This window comes from Paractinoplanes toevensis, assembly GCF_018332695.1.
In the GTDB taxonomy this organism is placed as follows: domain Bacteria; phylum Actinomycetota; class Actinomycetes; order Mycobacteriales; family Micromonosporaceae; genus Actinoplanes; species Actinoplanes toevensis.
The window spans coordinates 1-25,036 of the sequence record NZ_BOQN01000102.1; the positions used below are offsets into that span (position 1 = coordinate 1).

General features: G+C 70.4%; 22 protein-coding genes. 10 read left to right on the top strand and 12 right to left on the bottom strand.

The features are described 5' to 3' along the window. Positions 1-340: 340 nt before the first annotated feature. Positions 341-544 carry an ABC transporter ATP-binding protein gene (locus Ato02nite_RS52105; RefSeq protein WP_246607935.1) on the top strand — a complete coding sequence of 68 codons (204 nt, stop codon included), beginning with the start codon at positions 341-343 and terminating at the stop codon, positions 542-544. A gap of 75 nt (positions 545-619) precedes the next feature. Then, positions 620-2,497: a beta-galactosidase gene (locus tag Ato02nite_RS38225; protein ID WP_213011576.1), complete on the top strand. Its 1,878-nt coding sequence runs from the start codon at positions 620-622 to the stop codon at positions 2,495-2,497. 3 nt (positions 2,498-2,500) lie between these two features. Here the strand turns inward: Ato02nite_RS38225 and Ato02nite_RS38230 are convergent, their stop codons facing one another. The 3 genes from Ato02nite_RS38230 to Ato02nite_RS38240 all read right to left on the bottom strand — a co-directional run bounded on the left by Ato02nite_RS38230 (position 2,501) and on the right by Ato02nite_RS38240 (position 5,001). Continuing rightward, a complete protein-coding gene (locus Ato02nite_RS38230; protein WP_213011577.1) occupies positions 2,501-3,421 on the bottom strand; it encodes an NAD-dependent epimerase/dehydratase family protein in 921 nt (306 codons plus the stop codon). Between the two features lie 171 nt (positions 3,422-3,592). Next, the gene (locus Ato02nite_RS38235) at positions 3,593-3,889 is read right to left on the bottom strand and encodes a protealysin inhibitor emfourin (RefSeq protein WP_213011578.1); all 297 of its coding nucleotides are present in this window, start codon (positions 3,887-3,889) and stop codon (positions 3,593-3,595) included. Positions 3,890-4,083: 194 nt separating this feature from the next. After that, positions 4,084-5,001, bottom strand: a complete 918-nt coding sequence (locus tag Ato02nite_RS38240) for a hypothetical protein (protein WP_213011579.1) — start codon at positions 4,999-5,001, stop codon at positions 4,084-4,086. A 76-nt stretch (positions 5,002-5,077) separates the two neighbouring features. Between Ato02nite_RS38240 and Ato02nite_RS38245 the strand changes: the two genes are divergently transcribed. Next, positions 5,078-5,635 carry a dihydrofolate reductase family protein gene (locus Ato02nite_RS38245; RefSeq protein WP_213011580.1) on the top strand — a complete coding sequence of 186 codons (558 nt, stop codon included), beginning with the start codon at positions 5,078-5,080 and terminating at the stop codon, positions 5,633-5,635. A 43-nt stretch (positions 5,636-5,678) separates the two neighbouring features. Here the strand turns inward: Ato02nite_RS38245 and Ato02nite_RS38250 are convergent, their stop codons facing one another. Continuing rightward, a complete protein-coding gene (locus tag Ato02nite_RS38250; RefSeq protein ID WP_213011581.1) occupies positions 5,679-6,353 on the bottom strand; it encodes a hypothetical protein in 675 nt (224 codons plus the stop codon). Between the two features lie 412 nt (positions 6,354-6,765). On the opposite strand from Ato02nite_RS38250, the gene Ato02nite_RS38255 reads away from it, so the two are divergent. Next, positions 6,766-7,026: a Rossmann-fold NAD(P)-binding domain-containing protein gene (locus Ato02nite_RS38255; protein WP_213011582.1), complete on the top strand. Its 261-nt coding sequence runs from the start codon at positions 6,766-6,768 to the stop codon at positions 7,024-7,026. Between the two features lie 260 nt (positions 7,027-7,286). Here Ato02nite_RS38255 and Ato02nite_RS38260 read toward each other — a convergent pair whose 3' ends face one another. The 4 genes from Ato02nite_RS38260 to Ato02nite_RS38275 all read right to left on the bottom strand — a co-directional run bounded on the left by Ato02nite_RS38260 (position 7,287) and on the right by Ato02nite_RS38275 (position 10,078). After that, positions 7,287-8,093, bottom strand: coding sequence for a hypothetical protein (locus tag Ato02nite_RS38260; protein WP_213011583.1), 807 nt, complete (start codon positions 8,091-8,093; stop codon positions 7,287-7,289). Then, a complete protein-coding gene (locus tag Ato02nite_RS38265; protein WP_246607936.1) occupies positions 8,090-8,686 on the bottom strand; it encodes an RNA polymerase sigma factor in 597 nt (198 codons plus the stop codon). The genes Ato02nite_RS38260 and Ato02nite_RS38265 overlap by 4 nt, the downstream gene beginning before the upstream one ends. 59 nt (positions 8,687-8,745) lie before the next feature. Further along, positions 8,746-9,270 (bottom strand): hypothetical protein, encoded by a 525-nt coding sequence (locus Ato02nite_RS38270; RefSeq protein WP_213011584.1) that lies wholly within the window; start codon positions 9,268-9,270, stop codon positions 8,746-8,748. Positions 9,271-9,334: 64 nt separating this feature from the next. After that, positions 9,335-10,078 (bottom strand): SDR family NAD(P)-dependent oxidoreductase, encoded by a 744-nt coding sequence (locus Ato02nite_RS38275; RefSeq protein WP_213011670.1) that lies wholly within the window; start codon positions 10,076-10,078, stop codon positions 9,335-9,337. A gap of 159 nt (positions 10,079-10,237) precedes the next feature. On the opposite strand from Ato02nite_RS38275, the gene Ato02nite_RS38280 reads away from it, so the two are divergent. Next, positions 10,238-10,801, top strand: coding sequence for a hypothetical protein (locus Ato02nite_RS38280; protein WP_213011585.1), 564 nt, complete (start codon positions 10,238-10,240; stop codon positions 10,799-10,801). Here Ato02nite_RS38280 and Ato02nite_RS38285 read toward each other — a convergent pair. Together Ato02nite_RS38285 and Ato02nite_RS38290 are read right to left on the bottom strand one after the other, a co-directional pair. Beyond that, positions 10,785-12,488 (bottom strand): sensor histidine kinase, encoded by a 1,704-nt coding sequence (locus Ato02nite_RS38285; RefSeq protein ID WP_213011586.1) that lies wholly within the window; start codon positions 12,486-12,488, stop codon positions 10,785-10,787. The two genes, Ato02nite_RS38280 and Ato02nite_RS38285, sit on opposite strands and share 17 nt — an antisense overlap. 20 nt (positions 12,489-12,508) lie before the next feature. After that, positions 12,509-13,195: a response regulator transcription factor gene (locus tag Ato02nite_RS38290; RefSeq protein ID WP_213011587.1), complete on the bottom strand. Its 687-nt coding sequence runs from the start codon at positions 13,193-13,195 to the stop codon at positions 12,509-12,511. Between the two features lie 136 nt (positions 13,196-13,331). Here Ato02nite_RS38290 and Ato02nite_RS38295 point away from each other — a divergent pair, with 136 nt between their 5' ends. Next, on the top strand, positions 13,332-14,519 hold the full coding sequence (locus tag Ato02nite_RS38295; protein ID WP_213011588.1) for a M20 metallopeptidase family protein: 1,188 nt from the start codon (positions 13,332-13,334) through the stop codon (positions 14,517-14,519). Between the two features lie 4 nt (positions 14,520-14,523). Here Ato02nite_RS38295 and Ato02nite_RS38300 read toward each other — a convergent pair whose 3' ends face one another. Next, on the bottom strand, positions 14,524-15,372 hold the full coding sequence (locus Ato02nite_RS38300; protein ID WP_213011589.1) for a helix-turn-helix domain-containing protein: 849 nt from the start codon (positions 15,370-15,372) through the stop codon (positions 14,524-14,526). A gap of 101 nt (positions 15,373-15,473) precedes the next feature. Here Ato02nite_RS38300 and Ato02nite_RS38305 point away from each other — a divergent pair, with 101 nt between their 5' ends. Beyond that, positions 15,474-16,457 (top strand): FAD-dependent oxidoreductase, encoded by a 984-nt coding sequence (locus Ato02nite_RS38305; protein ID WP_246607937.1) that lies wholly within the window; start codon positions 15,474-15,476, stop codon positions 16,455-16,457. Here Ato02nite_RS38305 and Ato02nite_RS38310 read toward each other — a convergent pair. Next, a complete protein-coding gene (locus tag Ato02nite_RS38310; protein WP_213011590.1) occupies positions 16,440-16,946 on the bottom strand; it encodes a hypothetical protein in 507 nt (168 codons plus the stop codon). The genes Ato02nite_RS38305 and Ato02nite_RS38310 overlap by 18 nt on opposite strands. Positions 16,947-17,118: 172 nt before the next feature. Between Ato02nite_RS38310 and Ato02nite_RS38315 the strand changes: the two genes are divergently transcribed. The 3 genes from Ato02nite_RS38315 (at position 17,119) to Ato02nite_RS38325 (ending at position 25,034) form a co-directional block, all read left to right on the top strand. Next, on the top strand, positions 17,119-18,864 hold the full coding sequence (locus Ato02nite_RS38315; RefSeq protein ID WP_213011591.1) for a phospholipase A2: 1,746 nt from the start codon (positions 17,119-17,121) through the stop codon (positions 18,862-18,864). A gap of 12 nt (positions 18,865-18,876) precedes the next feature. After that, positions 18,877-21,942, top strand: a complete 3,066-nt coding sequence (locus tag Ato02nite_RS38320) for an NACHT domain-containing protein (protein WP_213011592.1) — start codon at positions 18,877-18,879, stop codon at positions 21,940-21,942. A gap of 182 nt (positions 21,943-22,124) precedes the next feature. Then, on the top strand, positions 22,125-25,034 hold the full coding sequence (locus Ato02nite_RS38325; RefSeq protein ID WP_213011593.1) for a glycoside hydrolase family 3 protein: 2,910 nt from the start codon (positions 22,125-22,127) through the stop codon (positions 25,032-25,034). Positions 25,035-25,036 lie beyond the last annotated feature (2 nt).

A 25,036-nucleotide genomic window follows, 5' to 3' on the forward strand; every position in this document is an offset into this window, starting at 1 on the left:
GAGAGTCGCGGCACGTGCCGGCTCGGCCGGGTCGCCCTCGTCCAACTCGGCGTGGTTCACCGTGGACGAGTTCGCGTGCGGGCCGACGATGCGCTCGCGCCGGCCAGGCTCGCCGGTCAGGCTGGGCGTCAGGCGGTGGGGTGGGCAGTTGACCATGATGTAGTCGCGGTGGTCGGGTAATGGGCCTGCTGACCGATTTCGGCCTGCTGCGCCCCACCGTGCACCTCGGCGGCGCCCCGGTCACCCCGCTAGGACGGCGGGCCCGGCCGGTCGCCCAGCGCCGCTGTTCATCTCCCACGACCTGGCCATCGTCCGGCAGATCGCCGACCGTATCGCGGTCATGTACCTCGGCCGCGTCGTCGAGACCGGCCCCACCGCCGAGCTGTGGGACACGCCCGCGCACCCGTACAGTTCGGCGCTGAACGGTGCGGTGCCGCGCCCCGACGGCCTGCACCGACTCCCCGACGAGTTGCCTGGTGACGTCCCCACCCGGCCTCGCTGCCGCCCGGCTGCCGCTTCCACCCGCGCTGCACACCGAAGGTGAGCCACTGCACGCGGTCTGGCGGCTCTCGGCTCCCTCGGCGAGGCGCTTCCGCGTCGTTGAGGGCACGATGGTCGCATGGCGATCTTCTACGGCGGTGACTACAACCCCGAGCAGTGGCCCGAGGACGTGTGGCGGGAGGACGTCGAGCTGATGCGCCGGGCCGGGGTCAACCTGGCCACGGTCGGCGTCTTCTCGTGGGCCCGCATCCAGCCGGACGAGGGTGTCTTCGACTTCGGCTGGCTCGACCGGGTGCTCGACCTGCTGCACGCCGGGGGAGTGGCGGTCGACCTGGCCACCGGCACCGCGTCGACGCCGCCGTGGGCCACCGCGAAGTACCCGCCGATTCTCACCACCGACCGGGCGGGCGCCACCCGCTGGCCGGGCAGCCGCCAGCACTACGCGCCGACCTCACCGGAGTACCGGCGGCTCGCCTCCGACCTGGTGTCCGCGCTGGTCGCCCGTTATCGCGACCATCCCGCGGTGGTGATGTGGCACATCAACAACGAACTGGGCTGTCACACCACGTATGACTACTCGGACCAGGCCGCGGTGGCCTTTCGGAAATGGTTGATTCGGAAATACACCGATATAGAGGCTTTGAACGATTCCTGGGGCACGATGTTCTGGTCGCAGCGCTACACCGATTTCGATCAGATCCTTCCGCCCCGGCTCGCCCCGACCTCGGTCAACCCGGCCGGGCTGCTCGACTTCCGGCGCTTCAGCTCCGACATGCTGCTGGAACTGCTGCGGATGGAGAAGCGGATCATCCGGGCGTCCGGCGCCACCCAGCCGATCACCACCAACATGATGGGCGCCTTCCCGAACGCCGACTACTGGTCCTGGGCCGGCGAACTCGACGTGATCTCCGACGACAGTTACCCCGACCCGCGCGACCCGCTGTCCTTCCGGCAGGCCGCGTTCGGCCGTGACCTGATGCGCTCGCTCAAGCCCGGCACCCCGTGGATCCTCATGGAGCAGGCCGCCAACCAGGTCAACTGGCGGCCCAACAACGCGGCCAAGGCGCCCGGCCAGATGGCCGCGCTGAGCATGCAGGCGGTCGGCCGCGGCGCCGACGGAGTGCTGTTCTTCCAGTGGCGACAGGCGGCCCGCGGCTCGGAGAAGTTCCACTCGGCGATGCTGCCGCACGCCGGCCCGGACACCCGCACCTACCGTGAGATCGAAGCCCTCGGCGCTTCGCTGGCCGCGCTCGGCGACCTTCCGCGCCCGGGCCGGGACGCTCAGGTCGCGCTCGTCCTCGACTGGAACTGCCACTGGGCCCTCGACCAGCCCAACCACCCGGCCCGGCTCGACTACCTCGCCGAGGTCCAGGGCTGGCACGCCGCCTTCCACGCGCTGAACATCCAGGTCGACATCGTCCACCCCGACGGACCCTTCGACGGGTACGCGGTGGTGGTAGCGCCCAGCCTCTACCTGATCCGGGACGCGGCGCCGCTGGTCCGCTACGTGGAAGACGGTGGCCGCCTGTTCACCACCGCCTACACCGACGTGGTGGACGAGAACGACGGCTTCCTGCCGGGCGGTTTCACCCAGCGCCTGGGCGAAGCCCTCGGCCTCACCGTGACCGACTTCGCCGGTGTCCTGGGCGCGGAAGCCGCCTACGGCGACGGCAGCCTGGGCGAGACGCTGCGCGAGGAGATCCGCCTGCACGGCGCCGAGGTCGTGGAGTCCTTCGCCGACGGCACCCCGGCCCTGACCCGCCACCGCCACGGCCGCGGTGAGACCTGGCACCTGGCCACCCTGGCCGGCGAGGCGGACCGGCTGCGCCTGGCCGGCAGCCTCGGCATCACCCCGGTGATGCCCGGCCTGCCGCCGAACGTCGAGGCCTGCGCCCGCGGCGGCATGCTCACCGTGATCAACCACAACCCGACCGCGGTGACGATCGGCGACCGGCGTCTGGGCCCTTACGAATACCTCGTGACCCTCGACCGGTAGCCGTTACCGGATCAGCAGCCTCTTCTCGTCCTCCGGCGACAACGGTTCGCCGACCGGGCCGCGGGCGATGTCCCACGCGGCGACGTCGGCGACCGTCGCCGCGACCGGCCGGGTGGTCAGCCCGGCGGCCTGGGCACGGCCGGCGTCGACCAGGTTCGCCGCACTCCACTCCGGATCGCCGATCCACAGCGGCACGCCCATCCACGGGTCGACGCCCGCGGCCAGCAGCTCCGCGGTCGGCACCCAGACCAGCTCCTGGTCCCCGCCGGCCACCGCGCGGCAGGTCTCGAGCAGTTCGTCCATTTGCAGAGTCGGTGCGACCACGTTGAACACGCCGGTCGCCGGGCTGCCGACCAGCCAGCCGGCCAGGTCGCGGACGTCGATGAACTGCGCGGGATCGGCCGGGTCGCCCGGGGCCAGGACCGGACCGGGGCGCCGGAAACGCCGCGGCCAGTACGGGAAGCGCTCGGTCTGGTCGTGCGGGCCGACGATCAGGCCGGGGCGGGCGATCAGCGCACGCTCCCCGAACTCGGCGAGCACGACCTCCTCACAGGCGGCCTTGCGCCCGTCGTACGAGTCGCCGTCGAGGACCGGGGCGCCCTCGACAGGCGGGACGCTCTGGTCGGCGTACACCGAGACGGACGACACGAACGCGTACCGGTCGACGGCGTCGCGCAACGCGGATGCCGACCGGGCCACCACCGCCGGGTCGTAGCCGGCGCAGTCGACGACCGCGTCGAAACGCCGGCCGGCGAGGGCCGACAGGTCGACGGTGCGGTCGCCGAGAACCGTCTCCAGCTGGGGATAGAGGCCGGGCGCCGTCTGTCCCCGGTTGAAGAGAGTCACCTCGGCGCCGAGAGCCAGTGCGTGATCGACGACGGCACGGCCGACGAAGCGGGTGCCACCCAGGACGAGCAGATGCATCCGGAGGAATCCTTAACGGGTCGGTCAGAGATCAACTACGACGGCGAACGGCACTCGACCGGATGGGTGAGCGCGGCCCCGCGCGAGAGGCGCGCTACGGCCGTTCGGCCGGCGCTGCCTCGCGCTGCTCGGCGGGAGGTGGTGTCGCGGTTGTGGCGGGGGTGCGTGTACTCATGAATGGTTGGTCAGGAATTGCAGGAGCGGCCGCAGCCGCGCCGGGATCGCCGGGTCCGACACCGTGCCCTGCCAGCGTTGCGGGCCGCGCTCGATGGTCAGGTCGTAACGCATGAGATCGGCGCCTGCCGATGTCGCGGTGGATTTCAGCATGCCGGGATCGATCGCCGAGACGAGCCGCACCAGCTCGGCCGCGTCGGCCGGCGGCAGCCGCGCGGAATCCAGCACGACATGAACCGGCCGCCCGGTGAAACCGCCGGTCCGCCGCAATTCGACCCGCACGCGCTCGCCCACGCGACAAACCTACGTCAAACCCATTGACGCGTACGCATCTCCCGGTCCACAACCGCACCATCGCGTCCCGCCTACCGGGCGCGAGGTCACGACGGCCGAACGGCCGTAGCGCGCGTCTCGCGCGAGGCTGCTACGCCATGATGCGCACCGAACGCGTGGGTCGCTCACCCACAGGTCGCCGCCGGTGTCCGGCATCAGATCACCGCCGGGGCGGGGAGTTCGCCGAGCCAGTAGGCGGCGGCGGTGCGGAAGTCCTCGTCGACCGGGAGGGCGGCGTCCTGCACCGCCCGCTGCCAGGCCAGGGCCCGGGGCAACCGGTCGATCCGGTAGGCCAGCGACACCGAACGCCGTAGCGTGGCGGCCGGGGCCAGGTCGGTCCAGGGCTCCAGGTAGGCGTCCCGCAGGCGGGCCAGCTCGGGCGCGCCCGGTTCCAGTTTCAGCAGGTGGGCGGCGAATCCGAGGGCGACCAGCATCGATCCGAAGGGGTGGGACACGCTCGCGTCGCCCCAGTCGAAGAAGCGGAAGCCGCGCGGCCCGACCGGGAAGACGTTGGCGTCGGTCAGGTCGTCGTGCTGGATGGTGGCGGGGAGGCCGTCGGCGGCCAGTTCCGCGCACCAGTCGTCGAAGGGAACGCTCGGGTCCGCTTCCGGGAACGTCTTCAGGAGGCCGGGCAGCAGCGGGAGCCGCAGGTCGGGCACGCCCAGGGCGACCATGTCGTCGGCGTGGGCGGCGGTCTCGCGCTGCAGCACCGCGTACGCCCGCAGCATCCGCTCCCAGGTCTCCAGCGGAGGGTCGCTGCCGATCTCGTCGCGCAGGGTGGGGCCGGCATCGGCGGTCAGGAGCCAGCCGCGCGGGTCGGCCGCGAGCGGCGGCAGCACGGCGTCGGGGACCCAGCCGGCCAGGGCCGCGGCGAGGGGTGCCTCGTAGGCGCAGGCGGCCGTGTTGGCCTTGAACCAGCGCGGCCCCGCCTCGGTCGGCACCCGGTGGGTGACCGACCACGGCCGCACCCGGACCTCGACGATCGGGCCGGTCGCGGGAGCGTCGAGGTGGGCGCTGATCCATTCATGGGCGGCCGTCACCCAGGCGGGGTCGTGCCAGTCGTTGGCCTTCATCGACCGTCACCCTAGCCTTGGCCCGAGCCGCGATGCCCGCCTGGGCGACGCCGTAGCGTCCTTAGACTCGCCGGTCATGGGACCGCTCATCTTCAGCCTCAATCTCACCCTGGACGGTTGCGTCGACCACCAGGAGGGGATCGCCGACGACGAGACGCACGCGTTCTTCACCCGTCTCATGGACGAGGCCGGGGCAATGCTGTGGGGTCGCGTCACCTACGAGATGATGGAGAGCTACTGGCCGGCCGTCGCCCGCGGCGACGAGGAGGCTCCGCCGGCCATGCGCGAGTGGGCGGCCAAGCTGGAGGCCAAACCTAAGTACGTGGTGTCGTCGACGCGCACGGACTTCCCGTGGACCAACAGCCACCACATCGCCGGCGATCTGCGTGAGGGCGTGCAGAAGCTCAAGGACGAGACCCCGGCCGGGGTCCTGCTCGGAAGCGGCAAACTCGCGACCGAGCTCGACCGGCTGGACCTGATCGACGAGTACAACCTGCTCGTCCATCCCAGGATCGCCGGCCACGGGCCGACGCTGTACCAGGGCGGCCTGCCCGGCACGCGCCGGCTCGAGCTGCTGTCGGCGAAACCGCTCCGCAACGGCGTGGTGGCCATGCACTACCGCCGCGCTCGCTGAACCACAGGCACTCCCGCCCCAGGCCAAGAAGAGACGCTCAGGATCAGTATCGGAACACCTGATCGGAAACTCGGAAGATGGTATTGCACTGCGTGCATTCAGCTCGTCCGAACAGGTACGTCAACGCGGTGGCGACAGTCGTCCGGCCCGCTCGCAAGCTGGTCTGGTAGAGCCGCTGACCAGCACCGTCAAGCTCGGTGGGGCCGGCTGGGAGCAACGGTGTCTTCTCGATGCCCGGCTTGGTCGCGGAGTCGTCGTGGGTCGCGAAATGGCCCGCATCGCCGAAGACCACGAGAAGTGTCGTCCCACAGCCGGGGCACTCTATCTCGATCTCGTCCTCATCGATGCGGTGGAGTTCCGCGCCCCATAGTTCATCGCCCTCGAGCGCCGCCACCGCCTGCAGCCGGTACAGGAAGAGCTCGGGATCTTTCGGAGAGGTGAGCCAGTCGCCGGCCAGCGCATGCAGGGTTTCCAACTCGTTGGAAAATTGGGGCCAGGACGCTTCGTCCAGATCGGCTGCGATATGGCCGGCGAGGAACAGGACGTTGTCCCGGTCGGCCGCTGAACATCCGGCGGCGATCCCGGGCAGACGCTCAATGAGAAGCGTCCGGTCTGCGTCGGAGATGCCGACATGACGAACCTGCTCAAACAACTGGTCCCACGAATCTGAATATGGGTCGGCCCCGGCGCTCCCGAGCATCTGCTCAATCGTCGTCACCGCTGAATCGAACCACGAAGCCACACGGGCGCCGCTTCGAGGCACCAACTCGACGTCCTCATCCAGCCGCCGGGTGTGCGCGGTGGCCGGCGGACATCAGGCCGGGGCGGCGCTGGTCCTGGCCGGATCAGCGAGCGGGGATGTGGAGCGCGGCGAAGGTGGTCAGTTCAGCTCGATGAGGAGCGACCCGTGTGCTGCTTCAGGGAAGTGCGGCACCGGAGTTCTGGCCATGCCGATCGTCGAACCGGCCCCGTCGGCGCAACGGCGAGGGTTGTCCTGATATCTCTATTGAGTGCGCGATCGACATCGGTGACGCACCCGGATCGTCGAGGAGTGACGGACTGGGAGGGAATGGTGTCATGACTGACAGCGATACCGTCGAACGGCCGATCGCCCTGATCACCGCAACGCGATGACCGTCCAATACGCCAAAGAACTGCGGGGCGAAGGCATCCTCGTCAACGCGGCCGCCCCTGGCGGATGCGCCACCGACTTCACCGAAGGACTCTCGGTTTCCCGTACCGCTGCCGACGGCGCACGCATCGTTGTCAAGCTCGCGACCCTGGACAACGACGGACCCACCGGGCGGTTTCTTCGACGACCACGGCACCGTCCCCTGGTAGCCCACCCGCGACGAACCTGCCGCTGCACCATGGAGCCATTTTCATCGTGACGGTGCAGGTTGCGACCAGTTCGAGGAACCCGTGTCGGCGTGGCGGTCAGGCCTGATGGAGGCCGGCCGCCGCGAGGCGGTGTCGGCGGCGTCTGCCGTGCCCGGACGGCGACCTCGGTGTTCGTCGCGGCCAGCTCCGCGGTTGCCTTCGCGAGCAGGCAGGCGCGCTGCGGGCCGGGTGAAGCACCGGCGGCGACCATGTCGAACAGAGCGCAGACGGGTGGCCGCCGACGAGTCCGGGTCGCTCCGGGCCTGTTCGTTTAGATTGGCAGGCGGACCGCGTCGGGGTCGACGGTCGTCGTGCCGGTGGCGGTGTGGATCTCGAGTCGGCAGCCGACCGCCGAACCGCGGTCGCTGGGCCACCACAAACCCCAGATGCCGGCGCGCATGGTCGCGGCGATCCGCAGGCCGTTGGCAAGTTTCAGGTCGATGCCGGTCACGTCGGTTCCGCTCAGGCCGTACAACTGGACGACCCGGATCGACTCGGTGTTGTCATCGGGCGCCGGTAGATCTCGGCCGCCGCCCAGCACCAGCACGTCGCCGGCCCGGGGCAGGTCGAACGGCTTGTCGGAGACGGTCGCCTCCATGCTGTTCAGACCGTCCCGCCCACCCGCCTTGAGACCGGAGAGCGCGATCAGCGGGTTCGAGGCCGTGCCGGCGCCGATCGAGACGTCGACGCAATAGGTGAAGCCGCCGCGTCGGTCGACCAGGACCTGCCGCCGGGCGGCAGCCTTAGGCCGGGCCGGGACACCGCCGACAGCCACACCGCCGACGCCCAGGTCGCTGCACTTCGATGCCCACCGCTCGAGGTCCTGCCGCGGCGCGGTGAGCGGCGGTGCGCCCTGCGGCTCGGCGGTCCAGGCTCCGTAGTTCGTGGGCGGCGGGTCGGGATAGGCGGCAAGCACCGCGGCGCCGGTGGCGATGACCACCGTGGCCAGGCCGGCGGCGAGAGCGACGCGGTGGCCACGGGTCAGCGCCGGCGCGGGCGGTGGCGCCGCCTGCCGGACCAGCATCTGCCGGATATCCGCCCGACGGTGCGGGTCGAGGCGGGTCTGCAGGTCGCTCATGACAGTTCCTCTCGCGGTGTCGCCGGGCGCGGACTGGATGCTTCGATCGCCGACTCTGCTTCGAGGCGGCTGCGGGCCCGGGAAAGCCGCGACCGGACGGTGCCAACGGGGATGTCCAGCGCGACCGCGGCCTCTGCGTAGCTCAGGCCCTGCCACACGCAGAGGGTCAGCACGTCCCGGTCGGCGGACCTGAGCCGTTGGAACGCCGCCCGTAGGCGGGCGAGGTGCCGCGCGTCGTCGAGCCGCCCGGCGACCTCGTCGGCGTGGTCGGGCGCAGGCGTGGCCGATGCCAGCCGGCTCAGCGCCCGCCGGTGCCGCAACGCCGTGCGCCAGCGGTGCTGGATGGTCAGCCGGGCGATCCCGTACAGCCACGGCAGCGCGTTTCCGTCGATCAGCTCGACGTGGTCGCGGCGCCGCCAGGCTTCGAGGAACACGATGGAGACCAGGTCGTCGGCCGCGTCCAGCGATCCCGTGCGGCGCGCGCAGAACGTGCGGATGGCCTCGCCATGCCGATCGAAGAGCACGCCGAAGCACTCGGGCTCGCCCGTGCGGGCCCGCTGCCACAGCTCGCCGTCGTCCGCCGTTTCGCTCATACCCCTATATGACCGTAGCGACGGCCGAGTTCCCGACCGGTTCTTGGCGGGACCGTTGTTCAGTCGTCGTGACCGGGCCACGGCACGTCCTGGACCTGCCCATCCCGGTCTTGAACTGTCTTGACCGCGCTGTAGACCCCGGCTGAGGCCCCGAAGACCATGAAGCAGATGCCGAAGTTACGGTAGTTCCCAGATCTGGTGCCCGGCGCCGCATCGGTGTCCACGCTCAGGTTCGTCTCGCCCTCGATGTGGATCATCCGGCCCTGGTAGATCGTCACCTTCACCGGAAGGGCAGGTGAGGTGCGCGGCAATTGCCCGCTGATCGTGACGCCCGAGCTGATGCTCCGCCCGTCGACGGTCACGTCCATCTCGCTGCTGGTGAACTTGGTCAGTTCCCCGGCCACCGTGGCCTGACAGTCAGCCCCGGAAAACATGTCACTGTGCGCGCAGATCGGAGCATCCCGCGCCCGCTCCGCGGCCACGCCACTGCGCCAGGACGCCAGCAGCAGCGACCCGCCAACCACCCAGAACGCTCCCGCCACGGACACCCCGACGATCAGCGGCGTCCACCGCTTGGCTCCCATATCCGCACGGTGCCAAACAACGGCAAACAAGCTCGTCCTGTGGATAACGGCAATGAGCCGATGATCAGATGGTGAAACCACCGTCGACGTTGACGGTGGCCCCGGTGATGTAGCGGCCGTCCGGGCCGGCCAGGAATACCACTGCGGCCGCTACGTCGGCTGGCGCTGCGTAGTGACCGAGGGCGGTAAATCCGTTGATGGTGTCCGCGTTCGGACCGTCGGCTGGGTTGAGCTCGGTGTCCGTGGGCCCCGGATTCACCAGGTTCACGGTGATTTTTCGGGGGCCGAGTTCGCGTCCAAGCGCCTTCGTGAGGCCGATCAACGCGGTCTTGCTCATCGCGTACAGCGAGAAGCCGGGGAAGACCGCTCGCTCAGCCATGTTGCTGCCGATGTTGATGATCCGGCCGCCGGCCGGCATGTGGCGCACTGCGGTCTGCGAGGCGACGAACGGCGCCCGAACGTTGACCGCGATCGTCTCCTCGAGTTGCTCCCGGCTCAGGTGCTCGATCGGTCCGAGAAGGAACGAGCCGGCGTTGTTGACCAAGATGTCCAACCGGCCCAACCCATCGAAAGCCCGGTCGACCGCCTCGACAACCGCGGCCGGGTCGGCACTGTCCGCCTGGATGGCGATCGCGCGCCGTCCCGCGGCCTTGATCTGGTCCACCATGTCGTCGGCGCGTTCTTGGTTCTGCTGGAACGTAAGTGCCACGTCGGCGCCGTCCTCGGCCAGACGCAGCGCCACGGCGGCGCCGATGCCGCGGCCTCCGCCGGTGACCAGCGCTACCTTGCCATCGAGTGCTTTGTTCATGAAGAAGAGCCTGGTCGATGTCGCCTCAGCTGTCTGGCGGTGATCGGACGGGGCGTTCCGCTGAGCTCGAGGCCGGAGCTGCCGCACGCCTGGGATCCGCAGCTGCACCGTTCGACAACGCTAACCACTCGCTGACATGGTCTTGGGACCTTCGTTCGTATGTCTTTCAGCAAAGTGCCTCTTCGCCTCGCGGCAACCGTCGTCGTCCTGGCTGTCACGGCGTGCGGGAGTGAGGCCAAACCGCGAACCGCCGACGCCGAGGTCGCGACGCTCCAGAGCGCCCCGGCGGCCTCGGCGGCCCCGTCGGCAACCGGCGTGGGTGCGGTCATCCGTCCGGACGCCAGCAGCGCGGACATCCAAGACCTCGAACGCGTCTACTTCACATGCCTGCGGGACAACGGCGCGCCGTCGTCGAAGGACGGCCTCAGCAAACCGGGGCAGCCCTCGCCCGCGCCCGAGAAGGTCCGGGCCGCGAACGCCGCCTGCGCCGACAAGCAGCCGGTGAGCTGGCTCGACGTGGAGCGGCGGACCAATCCGGAGTTCCCCGACCTGCTGCGGGCCGCGGCCAAGTGCCTCAAGAAGAAAGGATTCCAGGCACGAGTGGTCCAGGAACCCGAGTGGCGGCTCGCGTATCGGGACAGTGGTGAGTTCATGCGGGCCGGCGACACCGAGGCGAAGTGCATCGATCAGGCATTCGCCGCCCGGATCAAGACGTACCGCTGACGGGCCCGGTGGGGACGCGTACGGTGACGGTGGTTCCGGCACCGAGCGTGCTCACCGCGTCCACCGTGCCGTCGTGCGCCCCCGCGAGGTCGCGCACGATGGCCAGGCCCAGACCGCTACCGCCGGTGTTGCGTCCGCGGGAGCGGTCCGCCCGCCAGAACCGGTCGAAGATGTACGGCAGGTCGTCCGGCGCTATGCCCGTACCCGTGTCGGAGACCTCGAGGACCAGGTCCCGGCCGGTCAGGCCGGCCCGCAGCGTGACCGTGCCGCCGGGCGGTGTGTGCCGGACCGCGTTGGACAGCAGGTTGCCGGCGACCTGACGTAACCGGACCGGGTCGGCCACCACCGTCGCCCGCGGGTCGAAGAGGGTCGTCAGCCGCACACCGCCGGCTTCCGCGGCGCCCCGGTGGGCCTCGGCCGCGACCCCCAGTACGCTGCCCAGCCGGATCGGTTCCGGGTGGATACGCAGCGTGCCCGCGTCCGCGGCGGCCAGGTCGCGCAGGTCGTCGAGGATGCGGGAGAGCTGCGAGGTCTCGTCGAGCAGCAGCGCGAGCAGGTGCCGGTCGGTGGGCGTCACACCGTCCTCGGCCGCCTCCAGCCAGCTCTGGATGTTCGTCGTGGGATTGCGCAGTTCGTGGGCGATGTCGCTGATCATCGCCTTGCGCTGGCGCTCGGAGCGGTCGCGGCGCTCGGACAGGTCGTTGAGGACCGTGGCGAGGTGGCCGATCTCGTCCCGGCCGGCGACCGGCATCGGTTCCCGGGCACCCGCCGCGGCGGCGAGCGCGCGCAGCGGCCGGACCAGGCGCAGCCCTACCAGGACGGTGGACGCGACGGTCAAGGCGAGTACGGCGCCGGTGACCCAGGCGATGCTGACGAGGTTGTCGCCGGACAGGCTGAACACCTCGGGCTCGCCCGTCGCCGCCGGGTCGCCGACGTACAGCAGGGCGGGCGGTGCCACGTACGGTCGCAGTTGGTCCCGGCGCGAGCTGGTGATGCACGCGTCGACCTTGGGCGAGGGGCCCTCCTTCGTGAAGAAGCCGGGCCCGATGGCGATCGTTCGCTTCGAGCCCAGGCACCGGGCCACGCGACGCTCGAGGTCGGACAGCGCCCTGTCCTCGGTCTTGGTGGCGTACGGGTAACGGACGCCGCCGCAGTTCAAGGCGGCGACGTCCCCGATGGCGGCGGACCGTGCCCGCACCGTCAACCGGCCGGTCGGCTCCTCGACGGCCTCGCCGGGCGCGCCGTTGTGCGTCATGCAGCCGAGCACGCCGTCGGCCCACTTGCGCACGAGCGCGCGCTCGTCCTTGGTCAGGCGGTAGGGGCCGACGGCGCGGGGGTCCGGGCCGTCCAGCGGATCGATCGTCGCGGTGGGCCGGCGGTCCGTCGGTGACGGTCCGGGGTGGGTGTCCGCGATCGGCTGCCGGTCCGCGGTCAGCAGCGTGATCCGCTGCCCGGTCCGCTGCGCCAGCCGGTCCAGTACCGGAGCGACCCCGTCCCATCCGCGGTGGGTGGCCGCGAATTCGGTCAGGACGTCGTACAGGTACCGGTCATCGGCGAGTGACCGGCCCTGCTCCTGACGGATCGCCTGGGTCGTGGTCTGGACCGCGAGCCACGCCGTGCCTACGACCGCGCAGATCGCCACGAGGATCGAGGTGGCCAGCAACCGCACGACGATGCTGCGGTGCATCGGTACGCCGCGGCCGGCCATCACCTGCCGCCGGTGAGCTTGTACCCGACGCCGTACACGGTGACCAGCAGTTCGGGCTGCTGTGGATCCGCCTCGATCTTCCGGCGCAGGTTGAGGATGTGCACGTCGATGGCCCGGCCGGTGGAGGACCGGTCCAGCCCGTTGCTGACCTCCAGCAGCTGGTTGCGGGTGAACACCCGCTCGGGCTGCCCGCTCATCGCCTCCATGATCGCGAACTCGCCCCGCGTGCATTCGACCCGCCGTCCCGCCACGGTGACCTCATGCCGTCCCAGGTCGACCGCCAGCGGTCCGATCCGGCGGATGCCGCGCGGATCCGGCGCCGCCGCGGCGCGGCGCAGCAGGCCACGGACCCGGGCCGCGAGAACCCGCGGACTGTACGGCTTCGTCAGGTAGTCGTCAGCGCCCAGCTCCAGCCCGACCAGTTGGTCTTCCTCCTCGGTGCGCGCGGTGAGCATCAGCACCGGCACCGCCGACTCCTGTCGCAGCCGCCGGCACACCTGCAGCCCGTTCAGGACCGGCAGCATCACGTCGAGCACGACCAGGTCCGGCGCGGTATGCAGCGCGTGGTCGAGTGCCGCCTGGCCGTCGTGCACCACGGCCGCCCGGTGACCGTCGGCCTCCAGGTACTGCCGAAGCACCTCGGCCTGGCGCTCGTCGTCCTCGGCGATCAGCACGTATGCGCACACGGGGGCACTATAAGTAGGCGGGGCGAGCAATGTCGCCGTCCGGATCGTTGCGTGCGCCTAACAGGTTCCTGACGTCCCGGGGCGGCGGACCGAAAATGTGGTGCGGAGGATCGGCGGGTGGGCACAGGATTCACCGGTGACGATTCTTGAGGACGACCTGATCCAGCTCCGCCGGGCGATCCACCGTCACCCCGAGCTGGCCGGCGAGGAGCGGGAGACGGCCGGGTTGGTCGCGGAACAGCTACGCGCGGCTGGGCTGGAGGTGACGACCGGGGTCGGCGGGCACGGGGTCCTCGCGGTGCTCGACGGTTCCGCAGACGGCCCGGCGGTGGTGTACCGGGCGGACATGGACGCCGTCGACGTGCGATACAACGCGCTGTCCTTCCCGCGGTCGGACCGGGTTTTCGACGAGGGCTTCGCCTCGCGCGTCCCCGACGTCGCGCACCTGTGCGGGCACGACCTGCACACCGCGATCGGGGTGGGCGTGGCCCGGACCCTCGCTCAGGACTCCGCGGGGGTGCGGGGCCGGCTGGCGTTCGTCTTCCAGCCGGCTGAGGAACCTCTGCAGGGCGCGCGGGCAATGCTGAAAACCGGTCTGGTGCAGAAGCTCGCACCCCGCGAGAGCTACGCACTTCACTGCGCTCCGTTCCCGGCCGGGACCATCACCGTATCTCCGGGGTACGGCCTGCCCGGGGTCGACAACATCCGGATCGTGCTGCCGGGCGGGGACGATGCGTCAGCCGCCGCCATCGCGTCCGAGGTGGAGAAGATCAACACCGTCGAGGTTCCGCAGAGCGTCGCCGACTATCACGCGCGCTTCCGCGCGGTGCTGGACCCTGAGATCGCCGCTTCGCTCCAGGAATCCGTGAGTGTCACCCAGTGGACGGAGCGCATGCCGGACGGGCAGCGTGTCACCAACATCATGCTGAAGGTCTGGCCGCAGGAGCGTTTCCCGGAGCTGCGCACTCGGGTCGAGCGGCTCGCGGCACAGGCGGGTGCCCACGTCGAATACCCCTACAGTGATCCGTTCCCCGCCATGGTGAACTCGGTGGAGCTCAGCGCGGCGGCCGGGCGGTACCTCGGTTCGGCGCTGGGGCCGGAGTCCGTCCTGTGGGGCCGCGCGTCCTGGCCTCACAACTGCGAGGATTTCGCGCTGTTCCTCAACGAGGCGCCGGGCGCGATGTTCTACCTCGGCGTCGCGGACGCCGATACGGGGATGAACGGCGCACCGCACACCCTCGACTTCGCCGCCGACGAACGGGCGATCGCTCACGGCGTGCGCGCCATGGCCGGCCTGCTGACCCACCGGCTGGCAGCCCGGTGAAGTGTCAGAGAATTCCGGCGATCAGGCGCAGCGGGGTTTCGAAGGCGGACAGCGCCTCCTCGGTGTGCGCGTCGGCGGGCAGGTGGATGACCAGTCGCTGGCCGTCGTCGGCGGGGAGGTCGAGGGTTTCGTACGCCACCCGCAGCTCGCCCGCGGCGGGGTGCATCCAGCGCTGGACGCCGTTGGCCGCGGGCAGGCCGGGGACCGTGCGGGTGCGTTCGTCGAAGGTCTCGCCGGCCAGCACCGTCAGCTCGTCGGCCAGGGCGGCCAGGTGCTGGTCGGCGCGGAACGGGCCCTGTTTCAGGTCGGCCACCCGGTCGTCGGCGACCCGGTCCCAGTCGGGGAAGGTGGTGCGCGCCCGCCGGTCGGTGAAGACGTACCGGTTCAGGTTGGGCGGGTCGCCGTCGAGCAGGCCGGTCGCGCCGGCCAGCCGCTGGAAGCCGCTCGTCCAGGCGAGCAGGTCGCCCTGCTGGTTGAGCAGCACCGCGGCGGCCGGTTCCAGGCGGGACAGGATCGCCCGCACCGAGGGGCGCACGTCGCGGCCGGGGCCGGCGTCGCCCCGGCAGGTGAAACCCCGGTCGGCGCCCTTGGACAACCGGTAGAGGTGGACGCGTTCGCTCGCGCTCAGCCGCAGGGCCGAGGCCAGGGCGCCGAGCACCGGCGCGGACGGGTGCCGGTCGCGGCCCTGTTCGAGGCGGGTCACATATTCCACGCTCACCCCGGCCAGGGCGGCGACCTCGGAGCGGCGCAGACCGGGCGTGCGGCGGCGCGGGCCGGTCGGCAGGCCGCTCGCGGCGGGGGTGATCGTCTCGCGCCGGCTGCGCAGGAACATCCCCAGCTCGTTGTCCGCCATGGCGTCGACGGTAACAACCGGGTGGGTCCGAATCGTGTCCCTGCTACTACCACCCTGGGCGCGGCCTCCCTCCGGCCGGTGGACGGGGCGAGAAAGGACGCATGACAAAAGTGCTGGTGGTCGGCGGCGGCTACGGCGGTATCACGGTGGCGAAGGCGCTCGACGACGTGGCCGAGGTGGTCCTGATCGAGCCGCGGGAGGCGTTCGTGCACAACGTGGCCGCCCTGCGCGCGGTCGTCGACCCGTCCTGGGCCGAGCGGATCTTCATCCCGTACGACGGGTTGCTCGCCAACGGCCGTATCCGCCGGGCGTGGGCCGAACGGGTCACGGCCGACGCGAGAGTCGAGCTCGGTGGCGGCGACGTCGAGACCGGCGACTACGTGGTGCTGGCGACCGGCTCGTCCTACCCGTACCCGGCGAAGATCGGCATCGGTGAGCGGGACCGGCTCGCGGAAACCCACCGGGAACTGGAGAAGGCGTCGCACGTGCTGCTGGTGGGGGCCGGGCCGGTCGGCCTGGAGTTCGCCGGGGAGATCCGGGCGGCCTGGCCGGACAAGCGGATCACGGTCGTCGACCGGGCCGACGACCTGATGCCGGGCGACTACCCGGCCGAGTTCCGGGACCTGTTGCGCGACCAGCTCTACCGGATGGAGATCGCGGTCGTGACCGCGCCGGTCGACGCGGACCTGCGGTTCGACTGCTTCGGCGCGCGACCGGAGACCGGGTACGCCGATCTGCCGGCCCGCCGCCCGGACGGTCGCCTCGCGGTCGAGGCCGACCTGCGGGTCTGCGGCACGGAGAACATCTTCGCGATCGGCGACATCACCGCCCTGCCCGAACTGAAGATGGCCCGCCTCGCCCAGATGCACGCGCGGGTGGCGGCGGACAACATCCGCGCGCTGATCGAGGGTCGTACGGGGCTGACCGCCTACCAGCCGCAGCCGGACGCGATCGTCCTGCCGCTCGGCCCGTACGGTGGCGTCAGCTACGCCCCGGAGGCGGGGGTGCTCGGCCCCGAGCAGACCGCCGCGATCAAGGCCGGCTTCTACCTCGACCAGTACCGGGAGTTACTCGGCCAGGCGTGACGCGAGGTCGGCCTCGAACACCTTCACCTGGGGCTCGGTGGTGCCGGTGCTCGCGTAGCCGGTCGAGTCGGTGATCACCACGCAGAGCACCATCAGGTTGCTGATCCGGAAGGCGGTGAGCTCGCCCTGTCGGTACGCCTCGTCGCCGAGGCCGGACACCTCCGCGGCCATCCCGGTCGCGGCCTTGCGCAGGAGCGTGCCGGCCTCGGCGGGCGAGGACGCCACCTTGTAGTTGATCAGCAGCACGGTGTGGGTCTCGGAGTCGGCCCGCACCACTTTGCAGCCGCTGCCCTCACCGGCGACGGCCTTGAACCCGGTGCCGAGCCGGGGCAGGGCCGGCTCGACCGGCGCGCAGCCGGCCGGCGCCGCCGTGAACCTCGACTTCTCGTCGAACACGCCGGCGAAGTACGCGATCGACCCGGCCGCGACGAACAGCACGAGCGCACTGAGCACGGCCATGAAGATGACGGGCTTACGGCGAGACGGCATCCCGGGATCTTAGTGCGGCGGTCTGAACGGCGGCGCGGAGGTTCGAATGCGGGCAGAAAGCTCCACCATTTCGACTGACCCTGTTCGGGGGTTTTCTGTTTTCGAGGCGAATGGTGATGTGGATATGGTGCTCGGGCCGGCGTATTAATGCCCATTTCCGAGAGGCGCTCCAATGACTGTGTCTCGCATTTCTGTTTCTCGCCGGGGGTGGCGGACGATCGGCCTCGGCCTGTTCGCCGCCGCGCTGGTCCCCTTGGTCGTACCGACCGCCGACGCGGCCGCGACCCGCGTCTTCACCGGGATCGACGCCCGGTCCGGCGGCGACGGCTACCTGCTCAGTTCGGCTCGGGGCGAGATGTACGCCCTGGGCGGCGCCGCGGCCGTCCGTAATCCGGCCGGATTCACCGGGGACATCGTCGATGTGGCGCTGACCGCCGACGGACAGGGTGCGATGGCGGTCAGCTCGGCCGGGCAGTTCTACGCTTCCGGTACGGCGAAGGCCCAGCCGAATCCGAGGGGTTTCAGCGGCCGCATCGTCGGCGTGGCACTGACCGCCGATGGAAAAGGCGCGATGGCGGTCAGTTCGGCCGGGCAGTTCTACGCGTACGGAACGGCGAAAGCCCAGCCGAATCCGAGCGGTTTCAGTGGTGAGATCGTCGATGTGGCGCTGACCGCGGACGGACAGGGTGCGATGGCGGTCAGTTCGGCCGGGCAGTTCTATGCCTACGGCACGGCGACCGCTCAGCGGAATCCAGCCGGGTTCAGCGGCCGGATCGTCGGTCTGTCGATCACCGGCGACGGCCGGGGTGCGATGGCACTCAGCTCGGCCGGGCAGTTCTACGCCTACGGTACGGCCACCGCCCAGTCGAATCCGAGTAACTTCTCCGGCGAGATGGTCGCGCTCGACCTGACCGGGGACGGGCGTGGTGTGGTCGCTCTGTCCAGCACCGGGCAGGTCTACGCCTACGGAACCGCGCGGTACTACGGCAATGGCGACTCCGGGTGCACGACGTACTCCGGCCGGCCGGTCTGCCGTGACATCCGGGCCCGCTTCCTGACGACCGGCGGGCCGGGTGGCCCGCTCGGGCAGCCGACCAGCGACGAGTTCGGTGTGATCGACGGCGGCCTCGGCCAGCACTTCGAGCGGGGCTCGATCTACTGGTCGGCGCGGACGGGTGCCTGGGATGTCCGCGGCGTGATTCGCGACAAGTATTTCGCTCTCGGCGCCGAGCGGGGTGTTCTGGGGATGCCGACCAGCGGGGAGTTCTTCGCCAACGACCGGTTCGGCAGCCGGTTCGCCAACGGTTCCATCTATTTCTCGAGCGCCACCTACGTGCACGAGGTGCACGGCGACATCCACCGTGTCTACGCCGAGAACAACTACGCCGAGGGCCGCCTCGGCCTGCCCCTCACCGACGAGTTGGCCGGTGCCGGCGGACGGTATTCGTTCTTCGTCGGCGGCACCATCATCTGGAACGGCGCAACGGCCCACGTCGGACAACCCTCCCGCGACGACCTCTACGCCCAGGCTCGAACACTGCAGGCGATCAAACTCAGCGATTTCATGGCCGTGTCTCGTGGTTCGGACTGGTTGAAGAGGTATCTGCGAATGACCACCGACGGTTGCTCCGGCCCCACCTACGGCCAACTCGACCAGGTCTTTTACGACGCCTGTGTGCGCCACGATTTCGGCGCCCGGAACTTCGGTGCCAAGGCGCTGAGACTCGACCCGCGGACGGACAGTCTCAACCGGGTGAACAAGGTCTTCCTGGACGACATGCTGTCGATCTGCACCAAGCTCGGCAATCCGAAGGTGAAGAACGGGAAGCTTCCGGCCGTGTCGTGTGAAACCGCCGCCCACGCCGCTCATCAGGCGGTGAAGCAAACTTCTCTCACCTGGTGGGGCGTGCCGATCTAGGTGGTCACTCGCATGAGATTCCCGGATCGGACTGTTCTGCACTGGGGTCTGCTCAGCGCCGTCGTCGGGACGGCGCTGAGCTTCGCCACCAACCTGGCCTCGAACCTGGTCACGGCGTTGTCCACCCCGGCGCAGATCGCCGTGTGGACCACCGTCACCGCGCTGACCGGTGTGGCCGGTGCCCTGGCCGCCAAGAACTGGCCGCGGACCGGCTCGAGCTTGGACGAGGTGGCGGAGCGCCTGCGCAATGCCGTGGGTCTGCGGTGGGAGAACGATCCGATCTGGCGGAGTGTCCAAGAGGCCGGACGCCTGCCGACCGCGTGGCGGCCGGCGGGGTCCGGTTGGTTCGAGGCCAACGCTTCCCTGGATGCCGCGACCGGCAAGGCAACAACGGCTCCGGGAGAGGCACTGGCCGGACTCTGGGTGCCGGGCGAAGCCGGCAGCAAACTGGTCGTCCTCGGCGACGGCGGCTCCGGGAAGACCGAGCTGCTGGTGGAGACCCTGCGATTCCTGCTCACCAACGGGCGGCCGGGTGACCCGGTGCCCGTGCTGGTGCCGCTGGCTTCGTGGGATCCGCGGCAGCGGTTGCGACCGTGGCTGGTGGACTGGATACGGGCCAACTATCGATTCCTGGCCCGTGCCTCGCCGGAACATCCCGGGCGCAACCTGGCCGAGGCGGTCCTCGCGGAAGGCCGACTGGCGCTGATGCTGGACGGGTTCGACGAGATAGCCCCGGAATTCCGGACGGAGGCGCTCCGGCAGATCAACGAACTCCCGGGCTGCACCCGGACGTTGCTGAGCAGCCGGCCCGCCGAATACCGGGCTGCGGTCGACACGCGGGCCCGGGCGAACCCGATGCGAGGCGCCCGGGGGATCGTTCTCCTGCCGCAGCCGCTGCCGGCGGTGACCAGATACCTGGCCTGCCGGTCGGACGAGCCCGGCCGTTGGTCCCGCCTGCTGACGGAGTCCCCGGTGCTGGCCCGCACGGTGCGGACGCCACTGATGGTGATGCTGGTCAACTCGATGTACAACCATGACGGCCGGGCCGCGCCCGACCCGGATGAGCTGCGGCGTTTCGGCACCAGGGCCGAGTTGGAGGAGTTCCTCCTGGCCGGGTTCCTGCCCGCCCGGTATCCCGCCGTGGTCGGTACGGCCTGGACCGCCACCGAGGCCGGGCACTGGCTGAGCAACCTCGCCCGGATGGCCGGTGGCCGCGCCGACCTGCGCTGGTGGGAGCTGGACGGCCGGGCCTCGGCGTGGAGCAGGCCGGCCGTCGCCGACGCGGTCATGTCGATCGCGGTGCTGGTGTGGACCGCCCTGTCCGCCGGACTGCTGAACGGGTGGCTCTCCCTCGACCCGCGGTACGGCTTCACCGACGGGGTACGGATCAGCGGAGCCGCGCTGGTCTGTTACCTCGCCATGCGAATTCTCACGACGACCTACGGTGCGGCCGTTATGGGCGCGGTGGGAGCGTACGTCGCGGGGACGCTGAGCGGCAGTTACGACCTCGGCGTCGGGGTCGGCCTGATCACCGGTTTCTCCTGGCGTCCACTCCCGCTGAAGCGTTCCGGGCCGCGGTCGGCGGTTCTCGTGACGCTGCTGGTGGTGGCAGTTCCCGTGGCGATCCGTGCGGCGAGCCGGCTGTGGTCCACGCTGTTCACGCCCGGGTTGACGCGGGGGTTCGCGGCCGGCGCGCTCGACGGTTTCGTCAACCGCTGGGACGAGGACGTCAACGGGTGGCTGGCAACCGGGCTGGTCGCCGGCATCATCGTGTGGACCGCCGTGAGCGCGAACAGCTCCCCGAAGCCGCTCCTACCGGCCCTGGCCGTCGGCGGGTCGGTGGCCGGGATCGACTGCTGGGCCGACGGATTCCGAGCCGGCGTCACCGACGCGTGGCTGCTCGGTCCGGCCGACGGCCTGGCCGCCGGTTTCGCCGTCTGGTACGTCACCTTCTGGGCAGCCCAATTTCGCGACCGGCCGCACTCCCGCGGAACCGCCCGCCCGGTCCTGGCCGGTGCTCTGCTGGCCTGCCTCGGCACGGGCTTGAACTTCGTGAGCTACCGCGCCCAGACCGACATCTCCGCCGATCTGGCCCGGGCGGCGGCCGAGGGCCTGTGCCTCGGGGTGCTGCTGTGGATCGCCCTCACCGATCGACGCGCCCCGGCGACCAGGATGATGCGAACACCGTTGACGACCTGGCTGCGGATCGCCGCTCCGGCCGCCGGAACTGCGGGGGCGGTCGCTGTGGTGCACGGGTTGTCCAGCGGGGTGGCCCGGGGGATCGCCACCGGCCTCGGCATCGGCACGGTCGTCCTCTTCGCTCTGTGCCGGCGACACCGTCCCGGCGCCGAAATGCCGGGCCCGGCAGGAGCCGGTGTCTTCGCCCTGGTCGTGGTCGGGATCGTGGCCGGTTTCGGCTACGGCCTGCTGTTCGGCCTGGCGGCCGGGCTCGGCAGCCGGGTGTCCCGGGCGATCTGGCAGCGCGGACAGCCGTCCCGCGGAGTCGTCCCGTCCTGGGGCGGCGCTGTCGGTGGCGCGGCCGTCGGCACCGTTACCGCGCTGGCCGCCGCCTTCAACGGCATGGCGCTGCCATGGCTCGTCATCACCGGTCTCACCAGCGCGATCGCCCTGTCGCTAACGTTCGGCATCCGCATGGAGAGCGGCCCCGAGGACCTGGTGGCTTCCCCGCGCACGCTGTTCCGGCGCGACCGGCGCGCGTTCTTCACCATCTCCGCCGTGGTGGCGACCGCTCTGGGCTTTTCCCTGGGCAGCCGCACGATTGCCGGCGGCGGCCCGTGGACCGCCGGCGTCCTGGCCGCAGTGACCACGACGCTGACCTTCGGGACGACAACCGGCCTGGTCATCGCCGCGGCCACGACCCGGTACGGCGTCTTCGCGGTAACCGTGGCCATGTCCGCCGCCCGCGGCGACCTGCCGTGGCGACTCATGCGTTTCCTGCACGACGCCCACGTGAACCGCGGGGTGCTGCGCAGCAACGGCGAGAGCTACCAGTTCCGGCACGAGCGCCTGCGGCACCGGATAGCCCGTGATCATGCCGCCACCAGGGCCGGAGGATGACTTCGGTCGATGTTACCGGGCGATTTCCGGGAGACTGTGGACACGAGATAGGAGGGCATCTATCGTGGGCGATACCGCTGAATCGAAGCGCTTCGACAAACACTTCGAGAGATGGCCTGCTCGGTCGATCCACCCGCGCTGAGCAGGTGATTCGTCGTTCCCATAAATGAGGAGAAACGCCCATGCGACGGCGTTTACTGCCGCTGCTGGCCGCCGCATTACTGGTCGTACCGGCCATTCCCGGCGCCGCGCACGCGGATCCGTCCTACCCTTTCCGTGATCCACATCTGTCGCTGCAGGCGCGGGTCGACGATCTCGTCGGGCGGCTCACCCTGGACGAGAAGGTCTCCCTGCTGCACCAGTACCAGCCGGCCATCCCTCGGCTGGGCATCAGCCTGTTCAAGGCCGGCACCGAGGCCCTGCACGGTGTCGCCTGGTCCAGCGACATCGACAACGGCGGCGCGGTCGTCACCGCCGACGGCACCTCGTTCGCCCAGCCGGTCGGGCTGGCCAGCACCTGGGACACCGCGCTGATCGAGCGGGTCGGCTCCGCGGTCGGCGACGAGGCCCGCGGCTTCCACGCCACCAACCCGCGGGTCTGGGGCCTGAACCTGTGGGCGCCGGTGGTCAACCTGCTGCGGGACCCGCGCTGGGGCCGCAACGAGGAGGGCTACTCGGAGGACCCGCTGCTCACCGGGGCGATCTCCACCGCCTACGGCGACGGGCTGCAGGGCGGCGACCCCGACCACCTCAAGTCGGCGCCCACCCTCAAGCACTACCTGGCCTACAACAACGAGGCCGGCCGCGACGTGACCTCGTCGAACGTGCCGCCGCGGGTGCTCAACGAGTACGACCGCGCCGCGTTCCGGCCCGCCCTCGAGGCCAACGCCGCCACCGGCGTGATGGCCTCCTACAACCTGGTCAACGGCCGCCCGGCGACCGTCGACCCGGACCTCGCCACGCTCGAGCGCGGCTGGTCGGACTACCCGCTGTTCAACGTCTCCGACGCGTGGGCACCGACCAACCTGACCGGCTCGCAGAAGTACTTCAGCACCCAGGCCGAGGCGGACGCCGCGGTCATCAAGGCCGGCCTGAACAGTTTCACGGTGGACGACGCCAACGGCACACCCACGGTCACCGCGATCCAGGCCGCCCTCGCTCACGGCCTGCTCACCGTCCACGACATCGACGTGGCGGTCGGGCAGGCCCTGAGCGTCCGCTTCCGGCTCGGCGAGTTCGACCCGGACGGCGGCCCGTACGCCGGGATCGGTCCTTCGGTGATCAACAGCGCGGCCAACCGGAAGCTCGCGCGGGAGACCGCCGACAAGGCGATCGTGCTGCTGAAGAACCAGAACAACGCGCTGCCACTGAAGCCGGGCGGCAAGGTCGCGGTGGTCGGCCCCTTGGCCGACACCCTTTACACCGATTGGTACGGCGGGAAGCTCCCGTACCAGGTGACCGCGGTCGACGGGATCGCCGAGCGGGCCGGCAGCGTGGTGAGCGCGACCGGCTCCGACCGGATCGCCCTGCGTTCGGTGGCCACCGGCAAATACCTCGCCGCGACCGACGACGCGGCCTCGGTGATAGCCGACAGCGCCGGCGCTGCTGCCCAGTTCGACGCCGACGACTGGGGTCAGGACGTGCTGACCCTCAAGAACGTCGCCAACGGCAAGTACCTCGGCTACAACTGGGGACCGTTCGTCACCCGGGACGACCAGCCCAACGGCTGGTTCGTGCAGCAGCAGTTCAAGCTGGAACCGCAGGCCGACGGCACGGTCGCGATCCGGTACGCCGGCTACGAGACCACCGAGAGCTGGTTCGGGCCGAACCGGTACCTGACCATCGACCCGGACGGGAAGCTGGCCCTGGGCTCGCCGGACGTGGCGGGCGCGGCCCGGTTCACCAAGGAGGTGCTGCGCAGCGGCATCGACGAGGCGGTCGCCGCGGCCCGGACGGCCGACACCGCCGTGCTGGTGGTGGGCAGCCAGCCGTTCATCAACGGCCGGGAGGCGCACGACCGCACCACCACCGCGCTCGGCGCCGGCCAGGCCGCCCTGGTCAAGGCCGTGAAGGCGGCCAACCCGAGGACGATCGTGGTGCTGCAGACCAGTTACCCGGACAGCATCGGCTGGGAGCAGCAGAACGTGCCGGGCATCATCTGGACCACGCACGCCGGCGCCGAGACCGGGCACGCGATCGCCGACGTGCTCTACGGCTCCTACAACCCGGCCGGGCGGCTCACCCAGACCTGGTACCGGTCCGACAGTCAGCTGCCGGCCGATCTGCTGGAGTACGACATCATCAAGTCGCGGCAGACCTACCTCTACAGCCGGCAGACGCCGCTCTACCCGTTCGGCTACGGCCTGTCGTACACCAACTTCCGGTACGGCAAGCCCGGTGTCGGCCACGGCAAGGTGACCCTGACGGTGACCAACACCGGGAAGCGGGACGGGGACGAGGTGGTCCAGCTCTACACCCACCAGCGCACCTCCCGGGACACGACGGCCGTCAAGCAGTTGCGCGCCTTCCAGCGCGTACACCTCAAAGCCGGCCAGACGAAGACCGTGAGCCTCGCGCTCAGCCCGGCCGACCTGAAACGCTGGGATCAGACCCGCAGCAGGTGGGTCGTCGAATCGTCGGTCTACGACATCCTGATCGGCGCCTCGTCCGGCGACATCCGGCAGCGCACCTCGATCGCCGTGCGCGGCGAGACGATCCCGGCCCGCGATCTGGCCCGGCCGACCCGGGCGGAGACGTTCGACGACTACGCGCCGGGGGTGAAACTTCTCGACGAGAGCAAGGCGGCCGGCACCTCGGTCGGTTCGTCCGCGGCCGGCCAGTGGATCGCCTTCAAGGACGCCCGCCTGGGCGCCACCTTCACGGCGCAGGTCGCTTCGCTCAAGGCCACGACCATTCAGGTACGGCTGGGATCGCCCACCGGCAAGCTGCTCGGCACCGCCCCGGTCGCCGCGACCGGTGACGTCTACAAGTACGCCGCGGCGACCGTTCCGCTCGGCCGGGCGAGCGGGCATCAGGACGTCTACCTGGTGTTCGGCGACGCACTGCGGGTGTCCACATTCTCCATTCGGTGAGA

Bases quoted from the DNA above. Each gene is read 5' to 3' on its own strand.
- Ato02nite_RS38255 (WP_213011582.1), top strand. From the start codon at position 6,766: ATGACCGTCCAATACGCCAAAGAACTGCGGGGCGAAGGCATCCTCGTC.
- Ato02nite_RS38300 (WP_213011589.1), bottom strand. From the start codon at position 15,372: ATGGCGGACAACGAGCTGGGGATGTTCCTGCGCAGCCGGCGCGAGACG.
- Ato02nite_RS38270 (WP_213011584.1), bottom strand. From the start codon at position 9,270: ATGGGAGCCAAGCGGTGGACGCCGCTGATCGTCGGGGTGTCCGTGGCG.
- Ato02nite_RS38320 (WP_213011592.1), top strand. From the start codon at position 18,877: ATGAGATTCCCGGATCGGACTGTTCTGCACTGGGGTCTGCTCAGCGCC.
- Ato02nite_RS38275 (WP_213011670.1), bottom strand. From the start codon at position 10,078: ATGAACAAAGCACTCGATGGCAAGGTAGCGCTGGTCACCGGCGGAGGC.
- Ato02nite_RS38310 (WP_213011590.1), bottom strand. From the start codon at position 16,946: ATGCCGTCTCGCCGTAAGCCCGTCATCTTCATGGCCGTGCTCAGTGCG.
- Ato02nite_RS38285 (WP_213011586.1), bottom strand. From the start codon at position 12,488: ATGCACCGCAGCATCGTCGTGCGGTTGCTGGCCACCTCGATCCTCGTG.
- Ato02nite_RS38260 (WP_213011583.1), bottom strand. From the start codon at position 8,093: ATGAGCGACCTGCAGACCCGCCTCGACCCGCACCGTCGGGCGGATATC.
- Ato02nite_RS38225 (WP_213011576.1), top strand. From the start codon at position 620: ATGGCGATCTTCTACGGCGGTGACTACAACCCCGAGCAGTGGCCCGAG.
- Ato02nite_RS38240 (WP_213011579.1), bottom strand. From the start codon at position 5,001: ATGAAGGCCAACGACTGGCACGACCCCGCCTGGGTGACGGCCGCCCAT.
- Ato02nite_RS38325 (WP_213011593.1), top strand. From the start codon at position 22,125: ATGCGACGGCGTTTACTGCCGCTGCTGGCCGCCGCATTACTGGTCGTA.
- Ato02nite_RS38280 (WP_213011585.1), top strand. From the start codon at position 10,238: ATGTCTTTCAGCAAAGTGCCTCTTCGCCTCGCGGCAACCGTCGTCGTC.
- Ato02nite_RS38305 (WP_246607937.1), top strand. From the start codon at position 15,474: ATGACAAAAGTGCTGGTGGTCGGCGGCGGCTACGGCGGTATCACGGTG.
- Ato02nite_RS38265 (WP_246607936.1), bottom strand. From the start codon at position 8,686: ATGAGCGAAACGGCGGACGACGGCGAGCTGTGGCAGCGGGCCCGCACG.
- Ato02nite_RS38245 (WP_213011580.1), top strand. From the start codon at position 5,078: ATGGGACCGCTCATCTTCAGCCTCAATCTCACCCTGGACGGTTGCGTC.
- Ato02nite_RS38230 (WP_213011577.1), bottom strand. From the start codon at position 3,421: ATGCATCTGCTCGTCCTGGGTGGCACCCGCTTCGTCGGCCGTGCCGTC.
- Ato02nite_RS52105 (WP_246607935.1), top strand. From the start codon at position 341: ATGTACCTCGGCCGCGTCGTCGAGACCGGCCCCACCGCCGAGCTGTGG.
- Ato02nite_RS38315 (WP_213011591.1), top strand. From the start codon at position 17,119: ATGACTGTGTCTCGCATTTCTGTTTCTCGCCGGGGGTGGCGGACGATC.